Raw genomic sequence first — 25,235 nt, 5'->3', positions numbered from 1 at the left:
CAGGAGAAATGTCATCATGGTATGTGTTAAATGCCATTGGTTTATACACCTATTCACCAGCCGATCCTGAATATATTATTACTGTTCCTAAATTTCAAAATATAGAATTTAGTTTGGATGATACATCTTTCAGAATTAAAAGAATTGGTGAAGGTGAAGAGATCACACAAATTACTTATGGTGGTAAAACTATCGATGGTTATTTTATTACGCATGAGCAATTAAAACAGGGAAATGAATTAGTGATTTCAACTAAATAAAGATATTTGTAGAATTAATATTCAATATTATTGAATAATTTTATCGGGTAGCTATGAAAATGTTGTATTTCACTTATAGCTGTTGCGTACAACATTTTCATTTACCCAATGGAACTTCCCTAAAATATAATCAGGGGTATGTTTCATTTTAAATATAGAACTTAACTGTTTGATTGTATTTGTAATAAGAATATTGAATAATAAGAAATTTAATAATGTAAGAGGTTTCGGTATGACAGGGAGATATGCTTTTAAGTTATTATCAATTATTTTATTTGTTCAAACTATAGGTAATATAAGTTGCTTTAGCTATAATCTTAAAAATATTTCCAGAAATCAGGGACTATCCAATAGTGCAGTTACTTCAATTTGTCAGGATTCAGATGGTTATCTATGGATAGGTACTTGCGAAGGCGTAAATATATACGATGGCAGTGAAGTTAAAATATTAAACCCATACACTTCAGATAATCATTTTGCAGGACGAATTATTGAAAATATTATAGAAACAGAGAAGGGAATTCTGTGGATACAAACGAATCATGCATTAGTCCGACTAAATAAATATGAAGGTACCACAGATGTTTATCCGGAGTTTAAAGAGAAAAACATTTATTTGAAATACAATAACAAACTTTGTATTTTAAAGGACAACTATTTATATTACTACACTTCTGCCACAAACAATTTTCAGAAAATTGAAATTTCAGATCAATCCTCCTTCAAACTGTTAAACGCATTTATTGATCAAAAAAACGTGCTTTGGCAGGTACGTGAAAATGGTGTAAAAAAATATCAATTGGTTTATATTAAAGAAACCGATGAGCTTGAAATTAAATTGATTCATGAATCCGAGTACGCTAGCCGAGTTATAGCATCGGATAATCAGGCGAATCATATGTTTTTTGTGGATGCTGATTATGATTTTTATGAGGTGGACCTTGCTTCAGATCAAAAGAATTTAATTACAAACCTACAAAAAGAATTAGATATAAAAGGAGAAATATCTTCCATTATTAAATATCATAACAATTACTTAATAGGCTTTAAAACACATGGGGTAATACAACTGATTCCTCAAGGTGAAAATAAATTTGAACTTCATGAGCTTGATATATATTCAGGTGTTTTTACTATGTTGGTAAATCGTGATCAGGATAATTTTTGGATTGCAACAGATGGTCAGGGACTATTTACATGTTATAACAATGAATTTTTGTTCAATAGTTTTACGTTTGATAAATTTCCTGTTCAAATTACAAAACCAATCCGGGCACTATTTGTGGATGAATTCAAGAATTTATGGATTGGTACCAAAGGTGACGGGATATATAAAATAGAAGATTATAGCCCCAACACAGTGCTGAGTCACAGTAAAACTAAAAATTACAACATAAGCAATAGTAACCTTCCCAATAATAGTGTTTATGTGATAAAAAAAGGTTCCAGAAATTTGCTGTGGTTCGGACATGATAAAGGAATCAGTTATTACTCTTACACAGGTGAAATTAAGAATCTTAATAATGATCATTTATTTCCGTCAATTTCTTATGTTTTCGATATCTATCAAGTGAATGATAGTACGTTATGGTTGGCATCAGTGGGTAATGGAATTATAAAAGTAAACCTCGATTATAGCAATAACCAGCCTAACATAAAAGACATTAAAAACATCAAAGTAAATAATGGTAAGGTTTCTTCAAATTACTTTTTCAGTCTGTGTAAAAAGAATGATTCAACATTGTTGTTTGGTAACAGAGGGGAAGGGGCATTTAGCTTAAATTTAAATAGCGAAGAACTAAGCAATATAAACCTGAATAAAGAAATTAACAAAGATGTTTATTCAATTAAATCGGATGAAAAAGGCAATTACTGGCTGGGAACAGGAGGTGGTTTAGTAAAATACAATGGTTTACAAACCCAAGTTTACAATCAAAGTCATGGTTTACCCAATAATACCATTCATTCCATTATTGATGAATACGATAATAACATTTGGCTAAGTTCCAATAAAGGTATCATCAAGTTCGATCCGGAACGCGAAATTTCTCATGCTTACAATCAGAATGAAATGTCTGATATTATCGAATACAGTGATGGCGCATGTTATTTAAATTTATCCGATGAATATATATTATTTGGAGGAATCAATGGTTTTGTATCTATCAAATCGAATAATAGATACGAAATCATGAATTATCAACCCGAAATAAATGTTTCAGAGCTTAGAATAAATGGCGAAGAACAAAATATACACGAGTTTATAAAGTTGTATCAGCAGAATAATGTCATTAACCTAACTTATACTCAGAATTTCTTTTCTTTTAAATTATCTGTAATCGATTATCTGAAGAGCAACAGTTACTTGTATTATTATAAGCTAGAGGGATTAAATGACAGTTGGATTAACAACAGGACCTCAAATTTAGTTTCATTTTCACATATTCCTCCGGGTAATTATGTATTAAAATTAAAATATAAGGATTTGATGACGGACTCTTTTAGTAGCATTAAATCCTTTAATATTACCATAGTGCCACCATGGTATAAAAGTAAAATGGCTTTTTTGCTGTACTTTATTTTTTGCGTAGGTATAATTGCGTTTATCTTCAGATATCTTCAAAAGATTTATCAATTGAAAAACAAATTGGTAAAAGTGATGCTTGAAGAAAATGTGAAAGATGAAATGTATGAAGCTAAAATGCAGTTGTTTACTGAAATTACACACGACTTTTTTACGCCATTAACATTAATTTTGGGACCATGCGAAAACATCATTAGCAATACAGATTCTAACGATCAGATTAGGCAAGATGCTGCTTTAATAAAAAACAATGCAGAGAAACTGCATAATCTGGTTCGCGAAATAATTGATACCCGTAAACTAGAGTTGAAAAATCAAAAAATACAATTTGAAGCGATTGATTTGTTTGAATTACTTAGTAATAATGCGAATTTGTTTTTACAGATATCTCAATATAAACATGTAGATTATCAGATAGATTTACAGGAAAACATCACCTGGAATACCAATGTCAATTTCATCGAAAGGATTTTAACTAACTTAATTTCCAATGCTTTCAAATATGTAAATAATAGTGGTGAAGTTAAAGTACATATGTTTAAACAAGGAGATGATGTAAATATTACCATTTCCAATACAGGAAAGGGAATTCCTCATGATAAATTAGATACCATATTTGAAGCTTCTTCTGATCCAAGTAAAAAGAACGAAGATGGTATTTTCGAAAGTCATGGGATGGGATTATCAGTATGCAAGCATCTGGTGGCCCTTATTAATGCAACCATTGAAGTAGAAAGTACTCCCAATCATTGGACTCATTTTACTATTAAACTGCAACCGGTTACCAGTTCCAATGAAATGATTCCGGAAGTTGAGGAACAAACATTTGAAATTAAACCTTCAGGAGAAACGACAGACAAGCAAAAATTACCAGTTGTGGTAATCGTTGACGATGATCCGCAATTGTTATCTTTTATCAGTAATATTTTTGTTGATATTTATAATGTAGTTGCTTTTGATCATGCACAGGTGGCTATTGAATACACCAAAATACATCATATTGATCTTATTATTACAGATTTGATGATGCCGGGTATAAATGGAATCTCCTTAATTAAGGAAATAAGAGCAGATAAAAACCTGATACATATACCTATTGTTATTTTATCTGCCAAGTACACACATGAAGATAAAACAGAAGGTATTAGTTCTGGCGCTGATGCGTATATTTCAAAACCTTTTAGTATAGAGTATATAAAGAGTGTGGTTGGCAGGTTACTTGAAAATAAAGCCAATCTGAAAAACTTTTATTCTTCAGTAGTGAGCAATTACGTAATCGAAAATGGTAATTATGTAAGTAATGAGGATAAAGAATTTTTCGACTCTTTTTTAAAGGTCATTGAGGAAAATATCAGTAAACCATCTCTGGCTATTAATGATATTTCTGAAATTATGGGAATTACAACCCGAATGATTTATCGTAAATTGGAGGACATAACAGATAAAAAACCTGCAGAATTTATCAAAGAATACAGGTATAAGTATGTGGATACACTATTGTTAACAACCAATTTAACAATAGAAGAAATAATGGATAAGTGCGGGGTTGGTAGCAGAGCTACCTTTTTTAAGAATTTTGCAAAAATATATGGAACAACTCCTAAAAAGTACAGACAGAATGCCATTAATCATTTTAATGACAAGAACTCATGAGCGGTAAAATGCTAATTCAGATAGATTTCCTTTAAGTAGTTATTTTAATAAAAAGTATAATTCTAAACAGTCACTATTATTCCATTAGCGATTTATCTTATATTTATTAGTTTTGACATTTATAAAAGGATGTGTTATTTTACATCTTGATATCGCTGTTAATTCTATTCAATAAATTGAGATTTTTCCTTTGAGGTAATGACGCTGAAAAAAACTACACACACTTCTCTGCAATTCTGTTTAAAAATCATTATTGTATTTTCTTTTTTCCATTTTCATTTAAGCGCACAAAATATTTCAATCCGGGATATTCCTTCTCAGGAAAAATTACCTGTTAATGCCATTCATCGTATTTTTCAGGATAGTGAAGGGTATATGTGGTATGGTACTTTTAACGGATTATGCAGATATGATGGCTATAGTATTAAAACCTTACGATCTGATTTTTATAATCCTAACCTTTTAAAGGACAATTATATTACCTATATCAACGAAGATCATGATAATAAAATTTGGTTCGGTACATTTAAAGGAGCTTACACATTAGATAAGGAAACATACCAATTAAAAGCGATTAGTCTTGGTGACGATTCGGATAGATGGATCTTTTCTATTAATGTAACCAGCGACGGAACAATTTGGGTGAATGTGGCAGGGACGCTATTCAGATTAAACTCAAATGGAGATATTCTCAAACAGTACGATCTTAATATCAAGGGCGAACCAAGAAGCGTGTTTTTTGTGTATGAAGATATCAACGATGAGATTTTAATCTCGCTTACCGGATGTGGAATGTATAAACTGGATAAATCTTCAGATTCGTTTGAACCATATTTTACGGATAGTGAGTTTACAGATATAGAGCGCATTATCTGGGATGAAACACATCAGTGTTACTGGTTGGGAACATGGGGTAAAGGAATTGTTCGTTTTAATCCTGAAGCAAAATATCCAGAAGAGCAATATATCGCACAACCACTTCCTGTTGATTTTAAGGGAGAGCCTGTGGCACAGCTTTTTCACATGGTACGTGATGATGTATTGGAATATCTTTGGGTAACCACAACTAAAAATATTTTTGCTTTTCAGATTACAGAAAACGGAACTTTAGAGCAGGTAGATACCTCTCCTTTTCTGGGTACATCGAATAGAATGCTGTATGAGATTTTTAAAGATCGTTTCGGCAAAATGTGGGTGTCCTCCTTCGATGAGAAGAGCTTTATTATTGATATTCATAATGATTTTATAAAAAAATACCCGCTGACCGGGCTGAAAGAAAGGATTAATGCGAACCCTGCCATTGTATCATTATATGAAGATGAGGGGATTTTTTGGTTATCACAAGATCGTTATGGACTTTGTTTGTATGATGCTAAAAATGGAATATTGAAGCATTTTAGCGAATTTAATGCTGTGCAAAATCTATCCTTATGGGATGCTACGCTTATCAAGGGTTCTCATCGTTCCAATCAAATCTGGACCACATTATATAACACAGAAGTAATTGGGTTGAAGAGAAACAATATGGAGATGGAACTTCAACAACATCTTTATTTTGACACATTGGCTCAGGATCCGGGTTTTATATCTGCTCTATACGAGGATAATAAGGATCATTTATGGATAGGAACAACTACCAGTGTATTTTTTTATAATATTAAAGAAGATGAAATTCAGCTTGTTGTAGAGGGTATAGGAGATGTCAGGGATATTATTCAAACAGGTGATGGCAGAATATGGATTCTGTTAAATAATAAGGGTATTTGTGCCATTGATGCTGATCTTGAAACTACATTATTCGAATTTGAAAAAGACTTTGTTTGTGCCGATGCCACCAGCGATGGACAATTATGGATTGGAACAGGAAAAGGAGAAGTGTTATTGTTTAATCCGGCTACCCAAAAACTGGATGATTACAGTAAACGATGTGGGCTAAACGGTGATATTATTAATAGTATTATTGTAGATCAGTTAAATCATGTTTGGATTACTACCAATCAGTCCGTTAAGGAATATAACCCTCGGAATGGAGCATTCAGAAGATATAGTACCAATAACCCGGATTTTTTATTAACTCGTTTATTGCCAGGCTCAACCTATTTTGATGGTACTGAAAATATCTATTTTGGTGGAATATCCGGAATTATCTCAATTCCACCAACTCAACGCCTTGAAGGAATTCCTGAATCGATAGAAACACATATCAGTGATATTAAAATCATGGGCACAAGTATTTGGGACCATCCTGAAATACAAAAGATCTCAGATAGTATATTATACCTTAATCCTGCCGATCGCAATTTAGAAATTGAGTTCTCATCTCTTGATTTTCATAATCTGGATCAGGTGAGATATGCTTATCAATTGGAAGGTGTTGATGATAATTGGGTTTATACAGAAGAAGGTAAAAATGCTGCGTTTTATAACCAGTTGGCCAAGGGCGATTATATTTTCAGGGTTAAAGCAACCGATAAAAACGGCTTATGGAGTAAAAAAATCACGTCGTTACATATATTACGATTACCAGCATGGTATGAATCATGGTGGGCTTTCGTATTGTACTTTATATTAATAGCTAGTTTGTTAGGCTATATTATTTATATAAATCACAAACGTATTGAATTACGAAGCAGTGAAAAATGGGCCGACAGTGCAGAAATGGTTAAAATGCATCACTATATTGAAAACAGTAAGAATGCAGCCACTCCTGAATTTGAGGAGTATGACAAGATGTTGATCGAAAAAGCAACCAATATTGTAGTCGAAAATTTAGGCGATTCAAAATTTAATGTAGAGGCACTGGCATCAGATATGAACATGTCCCGATCTACCTTATCGCGCAAAATAAAATTGATTACCGGAGATACCTCTTTTCAGTTTATAAAAAAGATAAAAATGCATCATGCCTGTCAGATGTTAAAAAACAAAACTGTAAAAGTTTCCGATGTAATGATCTCTTTAGGTTATAATGATTATAAGAACTTCACCGAATCATTCAAAAGTATCTATGGTATTTCACCAAGTGAATATCAGAAAACACAATGTGAAAATGAATAACTTTTTTATTCAGAATTAACTTCCTTAAAATCGATAAAATTGGTGTGTTTTTGTTCAAAACTATGGGGGTTTTTAAGCAAATATGCCCTGATCAAGATACCCCAATCTATTGATTTGTAACCAAAATAGAAAACAGATATTATTCATTTCCTTTGATATTAGAGAAAGTCAGAAATCGACTTTTAAAGCATTGTTAAGATCAGATTTATTCATTGTTATTCCGGAAAAAAGCAAAAGCTGATAGTGAATATTTCAATTATAATCATGTGACTAAAATCAAAGAATTATGAAAAAAAATCCTTACTGTCACAAATTACATTATTGTAGTTTACAAAAGCTGACATTAAAATTACTACTTGTAATAAGTATCTTATCATATACTTCAGCTACAGTATATGCTTCAAACAATACTTCAACATCCATTCAGGAGGAGAAAAAGATCACGGTTACCGGAAATGTGACTGATCAATCAGGTTCATCTATTCCGGGAGTTACTATTTTGGTTAAAGATTCAAGTATAGGAACAATATCAGATATAGATGGTAATTATACCTTAAGTAATGTACCACAAGGATCTGTTTTGGTGTTTTCGTTTGTAGGAATGAAATCGCAGGAAGTGAACGTTGAAAATAATACGGAAATCAATGTGGTTTTAGAGAGTGAGTTTATCGGATTGGATGAAGTTGTTGCAGTTGGTTATGGTATTCAGCGCAGGGAAGATGTAACAAGCTCAATTGCAAGTGTTAAAGCAAAAGATTTTGTTAAAGTTCCTACTCCCGATGCAGCACAGCTTGTTAGAGGACAAATTGCCGGAGTTTCTGTAATTACACCTGATGCAAATCCTTTATCAACATCACAAATTTCATTAAGAGGTGTTACTACATTAAGTTCTGGTAGCGGTCCTCTTATTCTTATTGATGGAATTCCTGGTGCTATAAATTCTGTTTCTCCAAACGATATTGAGCAAATTGATGTACTTAAAGATGGTTCTGCAGCAGCGATTTACGGAACCAGAGGTACCAATGGAGTTATATTAATTACAACTAAAAAGAACAAAGGAGAAATTGAGCCTTCTATTGAGGTGAATTCTTATATCTCTACCCAAAAGATCATTAAAAAACTGCCAATGATGACTACGGCGCAATATCGCGAAAAAGTAGCATCAGGAAAACCGGGAGCAATGGATCAGGGAGCTGACATTGATTGGGTTGATGAAATTTTACAAACACCATTCAGTCAAACGTATAGTGTAAATTTGAAAGGTGGATCAAGTAAAACAAGTTACATTGCCAGTTTTGATTATACTTCAAATGAAGGTATTGTAAAACGTTCAAAAGTAGATATGATCTTTCCTCGATTGAATGTGATACATCGTATGTTTGATGATAAATTAAAGATTGATGCAAGTGTAAGTGGTTACCATCGTAATTATGGTATTCCTTACAACAATGGGGTTTATCAAAATGCACTGATTTATAATCCTACCACTCCAATTACAGATGAAAATGGCAACTGGACAGAGAGTGCTCGCGAAATGTATGAAAATCCACTGGCTCTTTTAAATGAAACTAAAGGTGAAAACAAGATCACTAATTTAAGAATGTATTCGGCTGTTACTTTTAGTCCGATCGAAGGTTTGGATATCAAATACCTGGCATCAAGAGAAACTTACTATCACTTTAGTGGATACTACGAAACCAAACAGCACAGGTCAAATGTAATCATGGGGAAAAATGGTTATGCTTCAAGAACAACAAATCGTAGCCAGAATGACTTGATGGAACTTACAGCTCATTACAAAAAATTAATCAATGAGAATCATAGTTTTTCTGTGTTAGGTGGATATAGCTGGACGAATAATAATTATCAGTCTGCATTTATGGATAATTATGATTTTCCAAGTGATGATTACTCGTACAATAACATGGGCTTAGGAGCTGCTTTAAAAGATGGTTCTGCCGGACAATCAACTGTTCAAAATGAAAATAAGTTGGTAGGTTATTTCGGAAGAGTGAACTATAACTTTAAAAGTAAATATTATGTATCAGCAAGTGTAAGATACGAAGGATCTTCTAAGTTTGGTGATGATCATAAATGGGGAACATTCCCTGCTGTAACCGTAGGTTGGAATCTTAAAGATGAGTCTTTTCTTAATGGTGTAGGCGTGCTTACTTCATTAAAATTAAGAGCAGGATTTGGTGTTACAGGTACTGAGCCTGGTAGTCCTTATTTATCATTGAATCAATTGAATTTAGGAGGATATGGATATTATGGAGGAGAATGGGTGAATTTACTTCGTCCGGGAACCAATCCTAACCCGGATTTAAGATGGGAAAAGAAAGAAGAAACAAATATTGGACTTGATTTCGGTTTCCTTGAAGACAGAATTTCAGGTAGCATTGATGTATACAAAAGGGATACTAAAGATTTGATTTGGGGTTATACAGTTCCTGTACCTCCTTACTTATATTCAAATATTACTGCTAATGCAGGTTCTATCCGAAACGAGGGTATTGAAGTTGCATTGAACCTGGTTCCTGTTTCTACTCAAGATTTAATCTGGAACTCTAATATTAATTTCTCTTCAAACCGTAGTGAGTTAATTGCTTTATCAAGTGGAAAATACAAATCTAGTGGTTATGCGGATGCAGGTAATACTTTAGCTCCAATTCAGCAACCAACACACCGTATTCAGGAAGGCGAACCAATTGGTAATTTCTATGGATACAAGTCAATTGATATTGATGCTGACGGACATTGGATTATTGAAGGTGAAGATGGTAATCCAAAACCAATTGTAGATCAGCAACCAACAGATAAAAAGGTATTAGGTAATGGTCTGCCAAAAGCTTATGTAAACTGGAATAACTCAGTAAGCTATAAACAATTTGATTTGGGTGTAACCATGAGAGGTGCATTTGGATTCCAGATTCTTAACATGGCTGAAATGAATTATGCTGTACCTGTGAATTTGGGTCAGGGTAATATTATGGAAAAAGCTTACGATAATGTTTACGGAAAAAGACCATTAGCAGATGATCAGGAGCTTCAATACGTAAGTCACTATGTACAAGATGGTGATTATTGGAAAATTGATAATGTAACTATAGGTTTCTCTCCAAAACTTAAAAAAGTAGAGTGGATTAAAGGTTTAAGAGTTTATTGTAGTGTTTCAAATTTAGCTGTGTTTACTAAGTATTCAGGTATTGATCCTGAGGTAAATGTTCAAGGCTTAACACCTGGTACCGATGATAGATATCGCTACCCTTCGGCCAGAACTTACACACTTGGTGTTAATTTGAACTTCTAATCAACATAAATTACGATGAGATGAAAAATTATAAAAATTTTAAAAACATATATATCTTATTGCTATCGGTGATTTTGTTTACCGGATGTGATAATAGTCTGGATGAAATTGTTTATTCAACCATAACAGAAAAAACATATAATTACACAGCTAATGATTTTGCTCCAAATATAGTGGGTGCTTATGCTCCAATGTACGAAAACGATGTCTTTGGGCGCTGGCAAACTCAGGAGCTTACAGGGTGCTGTATTGCTTTACCAGCCAATGTAACAGGATGGGATGACGGTGGTGTTTATAAAAAGTTAATGTTCCACACCTGGAACTCAGAAGCGATGCAAATTGGCCAGTTATGGGATAAAAGTTACAGAGGTGCTATTTTATGTAACAGTGCAATTAGTCGTTTAGAAAACAATATTATTCCAGCTCCATCTGAAGAAGAAAGATTGGATGCAATTGCTGAATTAAGAGCCTTAAGAGCTTATTACTATTGGATGATTTGCGATAATTTTGGCGATGCACCCCTTGTGATCACTACTTCACAGGAATTGCCGGAAAAGAGTACACGTCAGGAGATCTATAATTTTATTGTGGATGAATTAACAGAAGTAATTCCTGATTTAAGTGAAGTTCAGGGTGCTGAATTATACGGTAGATTCAACAAATGGGCTGCTAAAACACTATTGGCGAATATTTATATAAATGCCGAAGTTTATACCGGTGTGGCTAAATGGAATGAGTGTATTCAGGAATGTAACGATATTATTAATAGTGGTAAATGTGAATTGTCGCCTGATTATAAAGATCCATTTAAAATAGAAGGATCAGAGACTTCAAAAGAGGTATTGTTTACAATTCCTTACGATTATGACAGAGGTATTGTTGGTAACTTCCTTTTTATGAACTCATGGCACTCAGAGTTACAAAAGAAATACGAAACTGTTTATCCTCCTAATGCAGCCGGAGGTCCTAAAGGTGTTACTCAATTTATTGATACTTACCAGGCAGGAGATATTCGTTTACAGGACTCATGGTTAATGGGTCAGCAATATGATTCAGAGGGTAATATGTTATATGGAATTTATGACAAGGCCGGTGAACCACTTGTGTTTAGCAAAGACTTACCAGATGGTAAATATACCAATGAGATGGAAGGTTACAGAATGGGTAAATACGAAATTGCAGTGGGTTCGCAATGGAGTGCCGACAGTGATATTCCTCTTTTCCGATATGCAGAAGTTTTATTGATGAAAGCTGAATGTTTATTAAGAACAGGTCAGGCTGGTGCTGGTGCATTGGTTACTGAAGTCAGAAACAGAGCTTTTAAAGATAATCCGGAACTCGCAATAGTTACAGATGATCAATTAAAAGAAAACTCAGCATTTCAATGGGGATTGGTTGAAGACTATGTGATTTCAAGCCCTGGTGATCAGTCTGCAGTTGAATTCGGACGTATGTTTGATGAATGGAACTGGGAATTTGCATGGGAAGGTTATACCAGAAGAAATATGATTCGTTTTGGAGTGTTTACATCCAAAAGCTGGTTATCTCATGAACCTAATGGTGATTACAGAAGTGTATTTCCTATTCCTGAAAGTGTAATCACTTCAAATCCATTATTGGATCAAAACCCAAATTATTAAAAACATGAAATAGAAATTAAAACATTGGCAGGTCTGTTTCAACCATCAGATCTGCTGATAAAATGGTTGAAATACATATACAATTATTTTTCTTCCACCCTGATGATTATGTATTTAAAGTAGGTTAGGAGTATAAAACACCTTGAATGAGCAGATAAAAATAATTCAACATCTATCTTTTTTATTGTAGCTCTAACGAGAGTATGATTTATAAGTTTAAATGTTTTTGAAGTAATGGTAAAGTCAAGTGTTTTGTTCACTCTATGTTTTTACTCGTAGCTAATACTTTAATACATATTCAGGGATTAACTAAACCGTAATTGCACAAATACAATTAAAAAACTCATTACTGTGTAGCAGGAAATTATTAAAGCGATTGGAGTATATAAAATCTATTGATATGAAGTTTAAAAGTGTAAGTATAATAATGTTGTTGGTATATCTGGTAGCCTGTTCTCCCGGTGCTAAGAAAGGTGTGGATCAGATTGAATTAACAGAAAAACCTGTACCTATTTCGTCAGTAAAACATATTACCGGATTTTTTGGTCACAGGATAGATGTAAACCGAAATAATTACATCAAGAATTTCCCGATTGATAAATATGTTGATTTTATTGTTAAAAGAGAGCATACCGATTGGAATTGGACGCAAGCGGAGCAACATGGAAAATGGGTTGAGTCAGCCTATTTATCAGCCATTCAAAGTGATGATGAAGAATTATTAAAAAAAGCACAAACTGTTTTAGACAGAATCATTGATTCCCAGGAGGATGACGGTTACGTAGGTGCTACTGCAAAGGATTATCGCTCACAGGAAAGACCTGTAAGAGGTATGGACCCTTACGAACTGTATTTTGTGTTTCATGCCTTTATTACTGTGTATGAAGAAACTGGTAATGAAAAGGCTTTAGTGGCTGTGGAGAAATTAGCGGATTATTTCTTAATGAATTTTGGTCCTGGTAAACAAGAGTTTTGGCCATCAGATCTACGTCCACCAGAAAATGTGAATAAAAAATTATCCGGTACATCTCAATTTGCAGGTCATAGTGTACACTATTCTTGGGAAGGAACCTTACTTGCCGATCCTGTAACCAGATTATACGAACTAACAGGAAAAGAGAAATATTTAAAATGGAGTCAGTGGGTTGTAAGTAATATTGATAAATGGAGTGGATGGGATTCTTTTTCAAGATTAGATTCTGTAGCTTCAGGAAATATTGGTGTGGATAAACTACAACCTTATGTACATTCACATACTTTCCATATGAACTTTATGGGCTTTTTAAGATTGTACCGTGTTACCGGAGATAGATCTCTATTAACAAAAGTAATTGGTGCATGGAACGATATCAGCAAAAGACAAATGTATATTACAGGTGGTGTTAGTGTGGCTGAGCATTATGAGCACGACTACGTTAAACCTTTATCCGGAAATATTGTAGAAACCTGTGCTACCATGTCGTGGATGCAACTAACTCAAATGTTACTTGAAATTACAGGCGAAGTTAAATATGCGGATGCCATTGAACGATTGATGATTAACCATGTATTTGCTGCTCAGGATGCAGAGCATGGATCATGCAGATATCATACTGCACCCAATGGAAGTAAACCTGAAGGATATTTTCACGGTCCGGATTGCTGTACTGCCAGCGGACATCGTATTATTTCATTGATTCCAACATTTGCTTTTGCAGAGAAGGGCTCAAACTTTTACATCAACCAATATCTGGCCTCAGATTATGAAGGAGCAGATTTTAAACTTTCGGTTGAAACAATTTATCCTGAATCTGAAAGCATTAATATCGTAGTTGGGTCAGAAGTACCTGTACAAAAAGATTTGTTTTTAAGAATTCCTGCATGGTGTAACAATCCACAGGTAATGGTTAACGGAAAAGAAGTTGAGCAGGTAAAATCGGGAGCTTATTTAAAACTGGCTAATACCTGGAAAAAAGATGATGTAATTGCACTTACTTTTCCTATGGAAGAGCATTGGGTAATGCGTAAAAATCATAGCGAATATTCGATGTATTATTTAGCCGGAGGTGAGCATATGTATAAGGAAAACCCAACAGATAAAGTGCCATCAGCCTTTGTTCGCGGACCGATTGTATATGCATTAGATATGGTTTGGAATGAGCAATTGAATAATGATACAGTGAATCTTAACACTGATATCAGAGTGGATACCTCCATAAAACCTATTAAAATACATAAACCGGATGCATCATTACTTGGACCGGTTTATGAAACAAAAGCTTACTACGATAAAAAAGAAGTAAATGTAATTCTTACACCATTTGCCAATATTGGACAATGGTACCGTAAAGATGGTCCAAAACCAGATGAACATGCACATGCATTTTCATACGGAATTTGGTTATATGATTCTTCTATCAATTAGGATTTATGAATGACAATCAATCGGATCATTCAATAGTTATATTGAATGTCCGGTTGATTTAATGAAAAATAATCTACGACACAAATGATTTACCAGCACAAAATAATTTATAATATCATTCTGATTTTAGGGTTTTTATTTATTCCAAATATTCAATCAAAAGGTCAGCTATCATCTTTAAAAAACAATAAGTATCAGGTAGCGTTTTCTTATCGTGGCGTTTCTTCATTTAAAGCCATATCTGATTCAGCGGACTTATTTACAGAAGGAGATGCCTGGGGTAGTATCCATGTAAAATATAGGGTAAATAATGAAGATTGGTTTAATCTTTTCATTAATTCCACACGCTTTTCAAAAATAGATGAGCAAACCGTATTATACACCGACTCCTTGTTTGATATGGCCTTGTGTATGAAAAGATTCTACACTTTAAAAGAAGATGGTTTGCATTTACGTGTGGAGTTAACCAACACAAGCAAAAGAGAAATTGAATTAGGCGATGTTGTGGTACCTGTAAAATGGAATTCACCAGATAGAAATCAGGATAAAGCTACGCCTAAGCACATATTTGAAAAAACATTTATTCAAAAACAGAATATATCATTAAACGCATCATTTTTAACCTTTTCAAAACCTGCAGGAACAGGGGAGTTTTATCTGATGACAACAGGTGAACATACTCCTTTAGAGTTTTTCGATTATTCAAACCATACATCCAACTTATATATTCACTCAGGGGCTACAGCTCCCGAAATTGAAGGCAACTGGCGCTTGCCACATTCAACACAAAAATTAGCACCGGCAGGTAAAAACGGAAGTTCTATAACCTATCAGTTTCTACTAACATCGGTTTCAAAATATGAAGATTTACGAAGTGCTGTTTATAATAGTGGTTTGCTTGATGTAAGAGCGGCTCCTGGTTATACCGTTCCTCAGGATCTGTCTGTAAAAGTAGCCATTCGTTTAAATGGTACTATTGATTCATTAAAAGCTGAATATCCAAACCAAACCATAATCAGGAGTATAGGAAAAGGACCCAATGGTGCTCATCTTTTTGAAATTGACTTTGATCGTTTGGGCGAAAATATGGTTCGTGTGTATTACAATGGAAGTGAGCAGTCTATCCTTGAGTTCTTTTCTACTGAACCAATAGAAACACTGATTAAAAAACGCAGCGCTTTTATAGTTAATCATCAACAGCATAAGCAACCTGGTAAATGGTGGGATGGTTTGTACTCTGTTTATGATATGAAGCAGAAAAAACTAAGAGGGCCCGAAGATACAGATGGATTTGATGGATGGTGGGCTTATGTTATAGCCTGTGATGATCCTATTTTGGGTAAGGCACCTTTTGTGGCAGCAAAAAATGCTGTGTATCCAGATTCAACAGAGATTGCTTCGTTAGAGTATCATATAAAGAATTTTGTGTGGGGGAAATTACAACGTTCTGATGAAGAAAAACCTTATCCATATGCAGTTTATGGTGTACCAAACTGGCATGTATCGCGCGATTCGCTGCTGCATTCTATGATTTTTCCAAATGATTTCAGGGCCATGCAAATTTGGAGAGCCTACGACTATCCGCATATTATTAAGCTCTATTATCATATGTACGAAATAGCCCAGAGTTCACCAGAGTTAATGCATGATCTGGATGCCGATGGTTATTTGGAAAGAGCCTATCAAACAGCTGTAGCTTATTACACTTATCCTTACGAAGTATGGTCGTGGTTTGATACCTATAAGTGGGGCATCTATAACGAAAAAGTTATCCTTGATGTGATAACAGCACTTGAAAAAAATCAACGACAAAAAGATGCTGATTATTTGCGTAGTGAGTGGGAAAAGAAGGCGAAGTACTTTATTTACGATGATGAATATCCATTCCGGTCTGAGCATAGTTTCGATCGTACAGCATTCGAATCGTCTTTTGCATTGGCAAAGTATGCTGTTGAAAATCCTATGAAGCCGGATCAAAATTTATGGTACGATAAGAATAAAATAATATGGTATTCTCATCCTGAGGTATCAACACAGGATGCTAAAGAATTTATGGATAAACAGCATTATGCAGGCTTGTCTGTTCGAGGGTGGCTTATGCCTAAATATTATCTGGCGGGTGCCGATTGTGCTTCAGCAAAACATACACATGAAATGTCCTATATGTCAATGATGGGAGGTTGGTCTGTATTGGAATATGGCTTGTATTACAGCAATAATACCGACTGGCTTGAGCTGGGTTATAATTCCTATTTAAGTTCGTGGTCTTTGATGAATACCGGAAATAAAGATTCTGATTATGGTTACTGGTTTCCCGGAAAAGAAAATGATGGCGCAACAGGTTGGGCATTTATGAGTGCAAAAAGCGGACAAACATGGCTTCAAAAGAATGAGCAAAGAGGTGTATGGCATTACGATGGAGAGATTGACCTTGGATATGGGGCTGCATTTAACACTGCACGGACTATTGTTGTTCAGGATTCTGTATTTGGACTTCATGCCTATGGAGGAACGTTAACAAAAGACGGTTCAGAATTAAAAGTAATTCCTAAGGATGGTGTTCGTCAGCAGTTTAGTTACGTATTAGGTAAGTATCGATATCATTTAGCATTAAAGCAGGATGGTTTTGCAAAAGATGTTCCTGTTATCATATCATCCAAAGGGGAAAAGCTAAAGTTTGTACTTGAAAATCGTGAGGTTAATTTAAATCATACTACCTTACTTAAAATTCGTTCAGAGAAGAACATGCCTAAAAAAGTTATTACAGTAGGAAAGGAACTTTCAATACATAAAACCCAAACAGGTTGGGAGGTAAACATACCTGTAAAGGCAAATAACCAGGAAGTGAGTATTCAGTTTTAATAGCTGATTAAAAATTAATACAAAGTAGTTAATTCAACATGTTATAAAAATAATACCATTTGTTATGAACAAGATTATCATTACATTTTTATTTTTTGCGATACTACCACTAAAGGCGCAGAAGAAAGATTCGGGTTATCCGATAACGCCGGTTCCATTTACTTCGGTTAAGATTACGGATAGTTTTTGGGGACAACGATTAAAGGCGAGCAGAGAAAAAACCATTCCATTGGCTTTTAGTAAATGTGAAGAAACCGGGAGATATGAGAACTTTGTAAAAGCAGCTAATCCGAGCAGCGAATATAAGGTTGGTGGTTTATCTTTTGATGATACCGATGTTTATAAAACCATTGAAGGTGCAAGTTATTCCATGCAAACTTATCCGGATAAAAAACTGGATAAATATATTGACAGTGTACTCACTATTGTTGCTGCAGCGCAGGAGGAAGATGGGTATTTATATACTTCACGTACTATGAATCCGGAACATCCACATGAGTGGTCTGGTAGCAAGAGATGGGAAAAAGTGGAGGAGTTAAGTCATGAGTTTTATAATTTGGGTCATATGTTAGAGGGTGCTATCGCGCACTATCAAGCTACCGGAAAAAGAAACTTCCTGGATATAGCCATTAAATATGCCGATTGCGTGGATCGTGAGATTGGTGATGCTCCTGGAAAACAGATTAAGGTTCCGGGACACCAGATTGCAGAAATGGCTTTGGCTAAATTATATGTTCTAACCGGAGAGCAAAAATATCTTGATCTGGCTAAATTCTTTTTGGATGAACGAGGATATACAAGCCGTACCGATGAATACAGTCAGGCTCATAAGCCGGTAATAGAACAGGATGAGGCAGTAGGTCATGCTGTACGAGCCGTTTACATGTACTCAGGAATGGCCGATGTGGCAGCCTTAACAGGTGATTCAGCATATATTAAAGCTATTGATAAGATATGGGAGAATGTAGTTTCTAAAAAACTTTATATAACTGGTGGTATTGGTGCCAGACACGAAGGTGAGGCATTCGGTGAGAACTACGAATTACCAAACCTTACCGCTTATAACGAAACTTGTGCTGCTATTGGAAATGTATATTGGAATCACCGTATGTTTTTATTGCATGGAGATGCCAAATATTACGATGTTGTGGAACGAACCTTATATAATGGATTAATTTCTGGTGTTGCATTGGATGGAGGTACATTTTTCTATCCTAATCCGTTGGAATCTGATGGTGAGTATCAATTTAATCAGGGAGCATGTGAGCGTAAGCCTTGGTTTGGATGTGCTTGTTGTCCTTCTAACTTAAGTCGTTTCATTCCTTCGCTACCAGGTTATGTTTATGCTGTAAAAGATAACAGTGTTTATGTGAACCTGTTCATGGGAAATACCTCTGAAGTAGATGTTGAAGGTAAAAAAGTAACCATCAAACAAACAACGGGTTATCCTTGGAAAGGAGATGTGCAAATAGAAGTAAATCCTAAAGGTAAAAAGGATATGGCTTTAAGAATCCGAATTCCGGGATGGGCACAAAATCAGGTGCTACCTGGCGATCTTTATTCTTTTACAGATAATGTTTTGAGTAACCACAGTGTTAAAGTGAATGGTATAAGCTTTAAGAGTAAGTTAGAAAAAGGCTACTTTGTAATTGACAGGACCTGGGAAAAAGGAGATCAGGTAGAAGTTCATTTTAACATGGAACCAAGGGTAATAACTGCCAATGAAAAAGTAGAGGCTGACAAAGGCCGAATTTCATTTGAAAGAGGACCAATTGTTTACTGTGCTGAGTGGCCTGATAACGATTTTGAAATTTCAAGTGTGCTGATACCTGCTAACCCACAGGTTGAGGTTGTAGACAATCCTGAGTTACTAAATGGGATTAAGGAACTAAAAACCAAAGGACAATCCATATTTATCAATAAGGACGGTTTATTAGATACCAAAAATGTTGAGCTTACGCTTATCCCTTACTATTCGTGGTTACACCGGGGTAGTGGTGATATGATGGTATGGTTACCTCAAAATGTAAGTGCAGTAAAGCCTGTTGCAGAGTAATTGCTAAATAAATGCTTTTCCAAATAATCCTCTGTGGTATTTGGAAAAGCTGTTTTTATGTTGATCCCAAAACAATTTAATCTAATGAAGAAGAATTTACTATTTCTATTAATGACCTTTATGCTGGGGGGGACATTATTGAAGGCACAGCCTGAGAAGTTTGATAATATCCTTTATGGAGTAGCTTACTATCATGAATATATGCCATCTGAAAGACTGGATGAGGATATAAAATTGATGACAGAGGCAGGAATAAATGTTGTGAGGGTAGGAGAATCTACCTGGAGTTTGTTTGAACCCCGAGATGGAGAATTTGAGTTTGCCTGGATGGATCGAGTAATTGATAAGATGCATAAGGCTGGCATCAAAGTAATTTTGGGAACGCCAACTTATTCTATTCCTGCATGGTTATGGCACAAGCATCCTGAAGTTTTACTTGAATATCAAAATGGAGGAAAAGCTTATTATGGTACCCGTCAGAATATGGATATCACTAATCCTACTTATTTGTTTTACTGCGAGCGTATTATTCGTAAAATGATGGAGCATTACGCTCAGCATCCGGGTATTGTAGGTTATCAGGTAGATAACGAAACATTAACGCGAGGTGTAAATAACGATAATTATCAGGTAAGCTTTGTAAACTATCTTAAAAAGAAATTTAAAACACCTGAAACACTAAATAAAATCTGGGGGCTCAATTACTGGGGAATGACCATTGATGGCTGGGAAGAACTGGCTCCTCGTGATGGAATTACAAATACAGGATATAGACTGGAATGGGAACGTTTTAACAGAAAATCTCTGGCTGAATTTTTAACTTGGCAATCATCAATAGTAAAAGAATATAAGCGAGATGATCAGTTTATTATGCAGTGTTATATGACTTCGGTTGAGTTGGTTGATCAGCATGCCAGTTCGGAGTTGATGGACGTAATGGGCGTAAATGTATATCACGATCAGCAGGATAAATTAACCGGAAAAGAGATCGCTTTTGCAGGTGACTATTTTCGTTCTGTAAAAAATCGCAATTACTTAATTACTGAAACCAATGCCCAAACCATGGGATGGAATTCAAGGATTCAGGCACCTCCTTATCCAGGACAGTTACGTCAGAATGTTTATGCGCATTTGGGTTCTGGTGCCAATATGGTTGAGTACTGGCACTGGCATTCTATTCATTACGGACAAGAAATATACTGGAAAGGTATTCTTTCGCACGACTTAAAGCCAAACCGAGCGTATGGCGAAATGAGTAAAACGGCTCATGAACTTAAAAATATTGGAAAAAAACTGGTTAACCTGAAGAAGGATAATAAAGTAGCCATATTGTTTAGTCATGATTCTAATGCTGCTTTAAACTTTATGCCTTTCGATAAAAATGGTCATGCATGGGGACCGGATAACCGTAGTTTTTATAGAAATAATCTGGTGGATCAGTTTCATAATGTATTGTATCGTAACAATGTGGGTGTTGATTTTATCTTTCCTGGTAAGTCTGAATTAAGCGATTATGATTTGGTGATTATTCCTGCTTTATATGTGGCAAGTGATGAGGTTTTAAATCAAATCAATGCCTATGTAAAAAATGGTGGTCATGTAATTATGCAGTTTAAGAGTGGCTTTAGCGATGAAAACTCTATGGTTCGTCCTGTTGTTGCACCAGGACCTTTGCGTGAGGCTTGTGGATTTTACTATCAGGAGTTTACCAATTTTGATGAGTTGACATTAAAAGACAATCCCTTTAATGTTAGTGACGAAGATAATAAGGTAAACACATGGGGTGAATACATTATTCCGGAAACAGCAACAGCATTAGCCTATTACGATCATAAATATTTTGGTAAATATCCGGCCATCACATCCAATAACTATGGCAAAGGAAAATTGATTTATGAAGGTTGTATGGTTTCTGATGCTATTCAGGAAAAGATATTGATGGATGCATTAACGGAATTAAACCTAACAACTCCGGATCAGGAATTGCACTGGCCTTTAATTACAAAAACAGGAACAAATGATGAGGGTAATACCATTCATTATTATTATAACTACTCATCAGAAGAAAAAGAAATTACATTTCCATATACGGATGGAAAAGAGCTTCTGTCGGGAAATAAAGTAGCAAAAAATGAAAAGTTAACATTGGAACCCTGGGGCGTTTTGATTATTGAAAACAAGTAAGCAGTTCGATAGTCTGTTTGCAATTATGGTGTATTAGTTAAGGTATGATAACGGTAGGTTACATTTGTTAGTTAGGTGAAAGAGGCTGGTTATATTTTTTATCTGGCCTCTTTTTTTCTTTTTGTTATGCAAATAATAAAGTTTAATAGTGCTGTAAATCAACTCTCCTCCTAATTTAGGTGGAGTACCCGAAGTATGAGGGGGAGGTGGTTTATAATTACTATTCCATTAATAAATAATGAATGAAGACTTGTTTTCAACCACCTCCCGGTTCGTTCCTCACCGTACTCCTCCTTTTGAAGGAGGAGAGTTGATTGGCATTACGTCATAATACTACTTATAACTGTAGGTGTTTGGTACTATATATTATATACTATACAAGAGGCTGAAGGCCTCATACATTATAGCTTGGGGCATCGCCCCAAGTATTTAAGCATCTTGCTAATTCAGGCTGTAAGTCTGATACATAAATAATAAGTTTCAGGCCTGAAGCCCGAAGATTTATTAAAAACTAATAGTGCTGTAAATAACTCTCCTCCTAATTTTAGAGGAGTACCCGAAGAATGAAGGGGAGGTGGTTTTAAAATTACTGTTCCATTAATTTTAAAAATGAACGATACAAGTTTTAAATCACCTAACGGTTCGTTCCTCACCGTATTCTTCCTTTTAAAGTAGGAGGGTTGATTTACAACAAGACAATTATTGACCGATAAATAAAAGATTGTTTATAATGTTTGTATAGTTGGGAAACAAGTGTTTATCATTTGTTAGTTAGGGGAAGAGGCTATTTTAAAATTTAATCTAGCCTCTTTTTACTAAATTTAAATTTCAAAATCTATAATCCATAAAATAAATCAGTATGAACTACAAATTTAAACTCACCATAGGAGTTATGTTGTTTTTTATGGCAACAACACTTAAAATATACAGTCAATCTATTCAGGTAGATGTTGATAAACCGACAGCAAAAATACAGCCCACTATGTGGGGAATCTTTTTTGAGGATATCAACTTTGCTGCTGATGGTGGTTTGTATGCCGAGTTGGTGAAAAACCGTTCTTTTGAATTCTTCGATCCTAAAATGGGATGGGATATTGAAAGAACCAATCCCGATTCATTTCACTTTATCATAACCAACAGAGGAACTGAAAATCCTCAGAATCCAAGATATGCCAGTGTTATTCTTAATGATAATAAGTCAAGCTTATCATTGGTAAATGAAGGTTTCAGGGGAATGGGAGTTAAGGAAAACAATACTTATCATTTTTCAATATTAGCCTCATTGGCCAAACAGTCTGATGTGGATTTAAAAGTTTCTTTATTGGATTCTGTTGGTGAGGTGATTGGTGAAACAGCTGTAGAAATAGCAGGTGAAGCATGGAAAAAGTATGAAGTAAGCTTCGTTTGTTCTAAAACAGATCCAAAAGCCAGGTTAAAGTTACTTTTTGAAGGAAATGGAAAGGTAAGTTTTGATATGGTTTCTTTGTTTCCTGATGATACATGGAAAAACCGAAAAGGTGGTTTAAGAGCTGACCTGGTGCAAAAGCTGGCCGATCTTAATCCTGGTTTTTTCCGATTCCCGGGAGGTTGTATTGTTGAAGGACGTGACCTATCTCGTCGTTACCAATGGAAGAAAACAGTAGGGAAGATTGAGGACAGAACAGTAATGGTGAATCGTTGGAATACAGAATTTAGTCATCGTTCCGCTCCTGATTATTTCCAATCGTTTGGACTTGGGTTTTACGAGTACTTTTTACTGTCGGAGGATATTGGAGCAGAGCCGCTTCCTATATTAAATTGCGGTATGGCTTGTCAGTTTAATACTGCAGAGGTGGTACCTTTGGATCAGTTAGAACCTTATGTACAGGATGCTTTGGATTTAATAGAGTTTGCCAATGGTTCAACAGATACCGAGTGGGGGAAACTAAGAGCGGATATGGGACATCCGAAGCCGTTTAATATGAAATATATAGGAGTGGGGAATGAGCAATGGGGACCACAGTATTTTGAGCGTTATGCCTTTTTTGAAAAGGCCATCATGGAAAAATATCCGGAGATCAGTATTGTTTCAACTACAGGACCATTCCCTGAAGATCCGTTTTTTAAATATGCCAAAGGAGAATTAACCAAGTATAAAGCCGCGTTAGTGGATGAACATTATTACCGAACTCCGGATTGGTTCTTTGAAAATGCCACAAGGTATGATGATTACGACAGAGGTAGTTATAAGATTTTTGCAGTAGAATATGCTTCACACGATAGACCGGGTAATGACAATAATTGGTTAAGTGCATTGTCGGAAGCTGCATTTATGACAGGTTTGGAGCGTAATGCCGATGTGGTTTACATGTGTTCCTACGCACCACTTTTTGCCCATGTGGAAGGTTGGCAATGGCGTCCGGATTTAATTTGGTTTGATAACCTAAATTCGGTGTCTACGCCTAACTACTATGTGCAACAACTATTTGGTGTAAATAATGGAACCGACCTTCTTTCGATTCAGTTAGATGGTAAAGATTTAACCGGACAAGATGGTTTGTATGCATCTTCGGTATGGGATGCCAATACAAAGGAAGTGGTGATTAAAATAGTGAATAATAATAAGGAAGCAAAAAGTACTTCTGTTGTACTTAATTCAGCTAAGAAATTTGCATCAAAAGGCACCATGACTGTGATTGGAACAACGGATTTAAAGGTTTATAACACACTTGAAAATCCGGATAATATTGTTCCTGTAAACAAAGAAATTAAACTTTCCGGGAGTAGATTAAAACTGGATTTAGATCCATATTCTTTAACAGTAATACGAGTGAAGCAAAAATAGATTTATATTAATGATGTGTTTAAAGGTTGTCTTGATTTATTTTGAGACAACCTTTTTTGTTTTAGATAAATATTGCAGACGTATCACTTTTTTATTAAGTCTATAATTTTTAAGTGCTGTAAATCAACTCTCCTCCTAATTTAGGAGGAGTCCCCGAAGTATAATTATACACGAGGCTGAAAGCCTCACACATTATAGCTTGGGGCATCGCCCCAAGTATCTAAGCATCTTGTTAATTCAGGCTGTAAGTCTGATACTAAAATAAATAGTTTCAGGCCTACAGCCTGAGATTTATTTGGACAATTATGGAACTGCTATCTTTACCAAGACACAGAGTTAAGCTTGTAATGATTAAATTTACAAGGATATGAAAAAAGAAAGAAGACAATTTGATAAAGCCT

At 35.0% G+C, this 25,235-nt stretch carries 11 protein-coding genes; 10 read left to right on the top strand and 1 reads right to left on the bottom strand.

All coding sequences use genetic code 11. The annotated features are described in order from the left end of the window. The 9 genes from OM075_RS20875 to OM075_RS20835 form a co-directional block, all read left to right on the top strand. The coding region (locus tag OM075_RS20875; protein ID WP_301192496.1) for a glycoside hydrolase domain-containing protein at nucleotides 1-260 on the top strand (260 nt) is incomplete at its 5' end. A 232-nt stretch (nucleotides 261-492) separates the two neighbouring features. After that, nucleotides 493-4,497 carry a two-component regulator propeller domain-containing protein gene (locus tag OM075_RS20870; protein ID WP_301192495.1) on the top strand — a complete coding sequence of 1,335 codons (4,005 nt, stop codon included), beginning with the start codon at nucleotides 493-495 and terminating at the stop codon, nucleotides 4,495-4,497. 198 nt (nucleotides 4,498-4,695) lie between these two features. Then, the gene (locus OM075_RS20865; protein WP_301192494.1) at nucleotides 4,696-7,554 is read left to right on the top strand and encodes an AraC family transcriptional regulator; all 2,859 of its coding nucleotides are present in this window, start codon (nucleotides 4,696-4,698) and stop codon (nucleotides 7,552-7,554) included. Between the two features lie 286 nt (nucleotides 7,555-7,840). Beyond that, entirely contained in the window at nucleotides 7,841-10,864 is a 3,024-nt protein-coding gene (locus OM075_RS20860) for a SusC/RagA family TonB-linked outer membrane protein (RefSeq protein ID WP_301192493.1), read from the top strand. A gap of 20 nt (nucleotides 10,865-10,884) precedes the next feature. Then, nucleotides 10,885-12,504: a RagB/SusD family nutrient uptake outer membrane protein gene (locus OM075_RS20855; RefSeq protein ID WP_301192492.1), complete on the top strand. Its 1,620-nt coding sequence runs from the start codon at nucleotides 10,885-10,887 to the stop codon at nucleotides 12,502-12,504. A 400-nt stretch (nucleotides 12,505-12,904) separates the two neighbouring features. After that, complete coding sequence (locus tag OM075_RS20850; RefSeq protein ID WP_301192491.1) at nucleotides 12,905-14,908, top strand: beta-L-arabinofuranosidase domain-containing protein; 2,004 nt, start codon at nucleotides 12,905-12,907, stop codon at nucleotides 14,906-14,908. A gap of 84 nt (nucleotides 14,909-14,992) precedes the next feature. Continuing rightward, nucleotides 14,993-17,770: a DUF5695 domain-containing protein gene (locus tag OM075_RS20845; RefSeq protein WP_301192490.1), complete on the top strand. Its 2,778-nt coding sequence runs from the start codon at nucleotides 14,993-14,995 to the stop codon at nucleotides 17,768-17,770. 64 nt (nucleotides 17,771-17,834) lie between these two features. After that, nucleotides 17,835-19,826, top strand: a complete 1,992-nt coding sequence (locus OM075_RS20840; RefSeq protein ID WP_301192489.1) for a glycoside hydrolase family 127 protein — start codon at nucleotides 17,835-17,837, stop codon at nucleotides 19,824-19,826. Between the two features lie 84 nt (nucleotides 19,827-19,910). Continuing rightward, a complete protein-coding gene (locus OM075_RS20835; protein WP_301192488.1) occupies nucleotides 19,911-22,010 on the top strand; it encodes a beta-galactosidase in 2,100 nt (699 codons plus the stop codon). 446 nt (nucleotides 22,011-22,456) lie between these two features. Here OM075_RS20835 and OM075_RS20830 read toward each other — a convergent pair whose 3' ends face one another. Beyond that, entirely contained in the window at nucleotides 22,457-22,663 is a 207-nt protein-coding gene (locus tag OM075_RS20830) for a hypothetical protein (protein ID WP_301192487.1), read from the bottom strand. Between the two features lie 206 nt (nucleotides 22,664-22,869). Between OM075_RS20830 and OM075_RS20825 the strand changes: the two genes are divergently transcribed. Further along, the gene (locus OM075_RS20825) at nucleotides 22,870-24,834 is read left to right on the top strand and encodes an alpha-L-arabinofuranosidase family protein (protein ID WP_301192486.1); all 1,965 of its coding nucleotides are present in this window, start codon (nucleotides 22,870-22,872) and stop codon (nucleotides 24,832-24,834) included. The last annotated feature ends 401 nt before the right edge of the window (nucleotides 24,835-25,235 follow it).

It is taken from the genome of Plebeiibacterium sediminum, from assembly GCF_026013605.1.
Classification (GTDB): Bacteria; Bacteroidota; Bacteroidia; order Bacteroidales; family Marinilabiliaceae; genus Saccharicrinis; species Saccharicrinis sediminus.
The sequence above is the reverse complement of the archived record's forward strand: the minus strand, read 5'-3'. Positions and strand labels throughout refer to the sequence as shown.

Bases quoted from the DNA above. Each gene is read 5' to 3' on its own strand.
- OM075_RS20865 (WP_301192494.1), top strand. From the start codon at position 4,696: ATGACGCTGAAAAAAACTACACACACTTCTCTGCAATTCTGTTTAAAA.
- OM075_RS20840 (WP_301192489.1), top strand. From the start codon at position 17,835: ATGAACAAGATTATCATTACATTTTTATTTTTTGCGATACTACCACTA.
- OM075_RS20825 (WP_301192486.1), top strand. From the start codon at position 22,870: ATGAACTACAAATTTAAACTCACCATAGGAGTTATGTTGTTTTTTATG.
- OM075_RS20850 (WP_301192491.1), top strand. From the start codon at position 12,905: ATGAAGTTTAAAAGTGTAAGTATAATAATGTTGTTGGTATATCTGGTA.
- OM075_RS20870 (WP_301192495.1), top strand. From the start codon at position 493: ATGACAGGGAGATATGCTTTTAAGTTATTATCAATTATTTTATTTGTT.
- OM075_RS20845 (WP_301192490.1), top strand. From the start codon at position 14,993: ATGATTTACCAGCACAAAATAATTTATAATATCATTCTGATTTTAGGG.
- OM075_RS20835 (WP_301192488.1), top strand. From the start codon at position 19,911: ATGAAGAAGAATTTACTATTTCTATTAATGACCTTTATGCTGGGGGGG.
- OM075_RS20860 (WP_301192493.1), top strand. From the start codon at position 7,841: ATGAAAAAAAATCCTTACTGTCACAAATTACATTATTGTAGTTTACAA.
- OM075_RS20855 (WP_301192492.1), top strand. From the start codon at position 10,885: ATGAAAAATTATAAAAATTTTAAAAACATATATATCTTATTGCTATCG.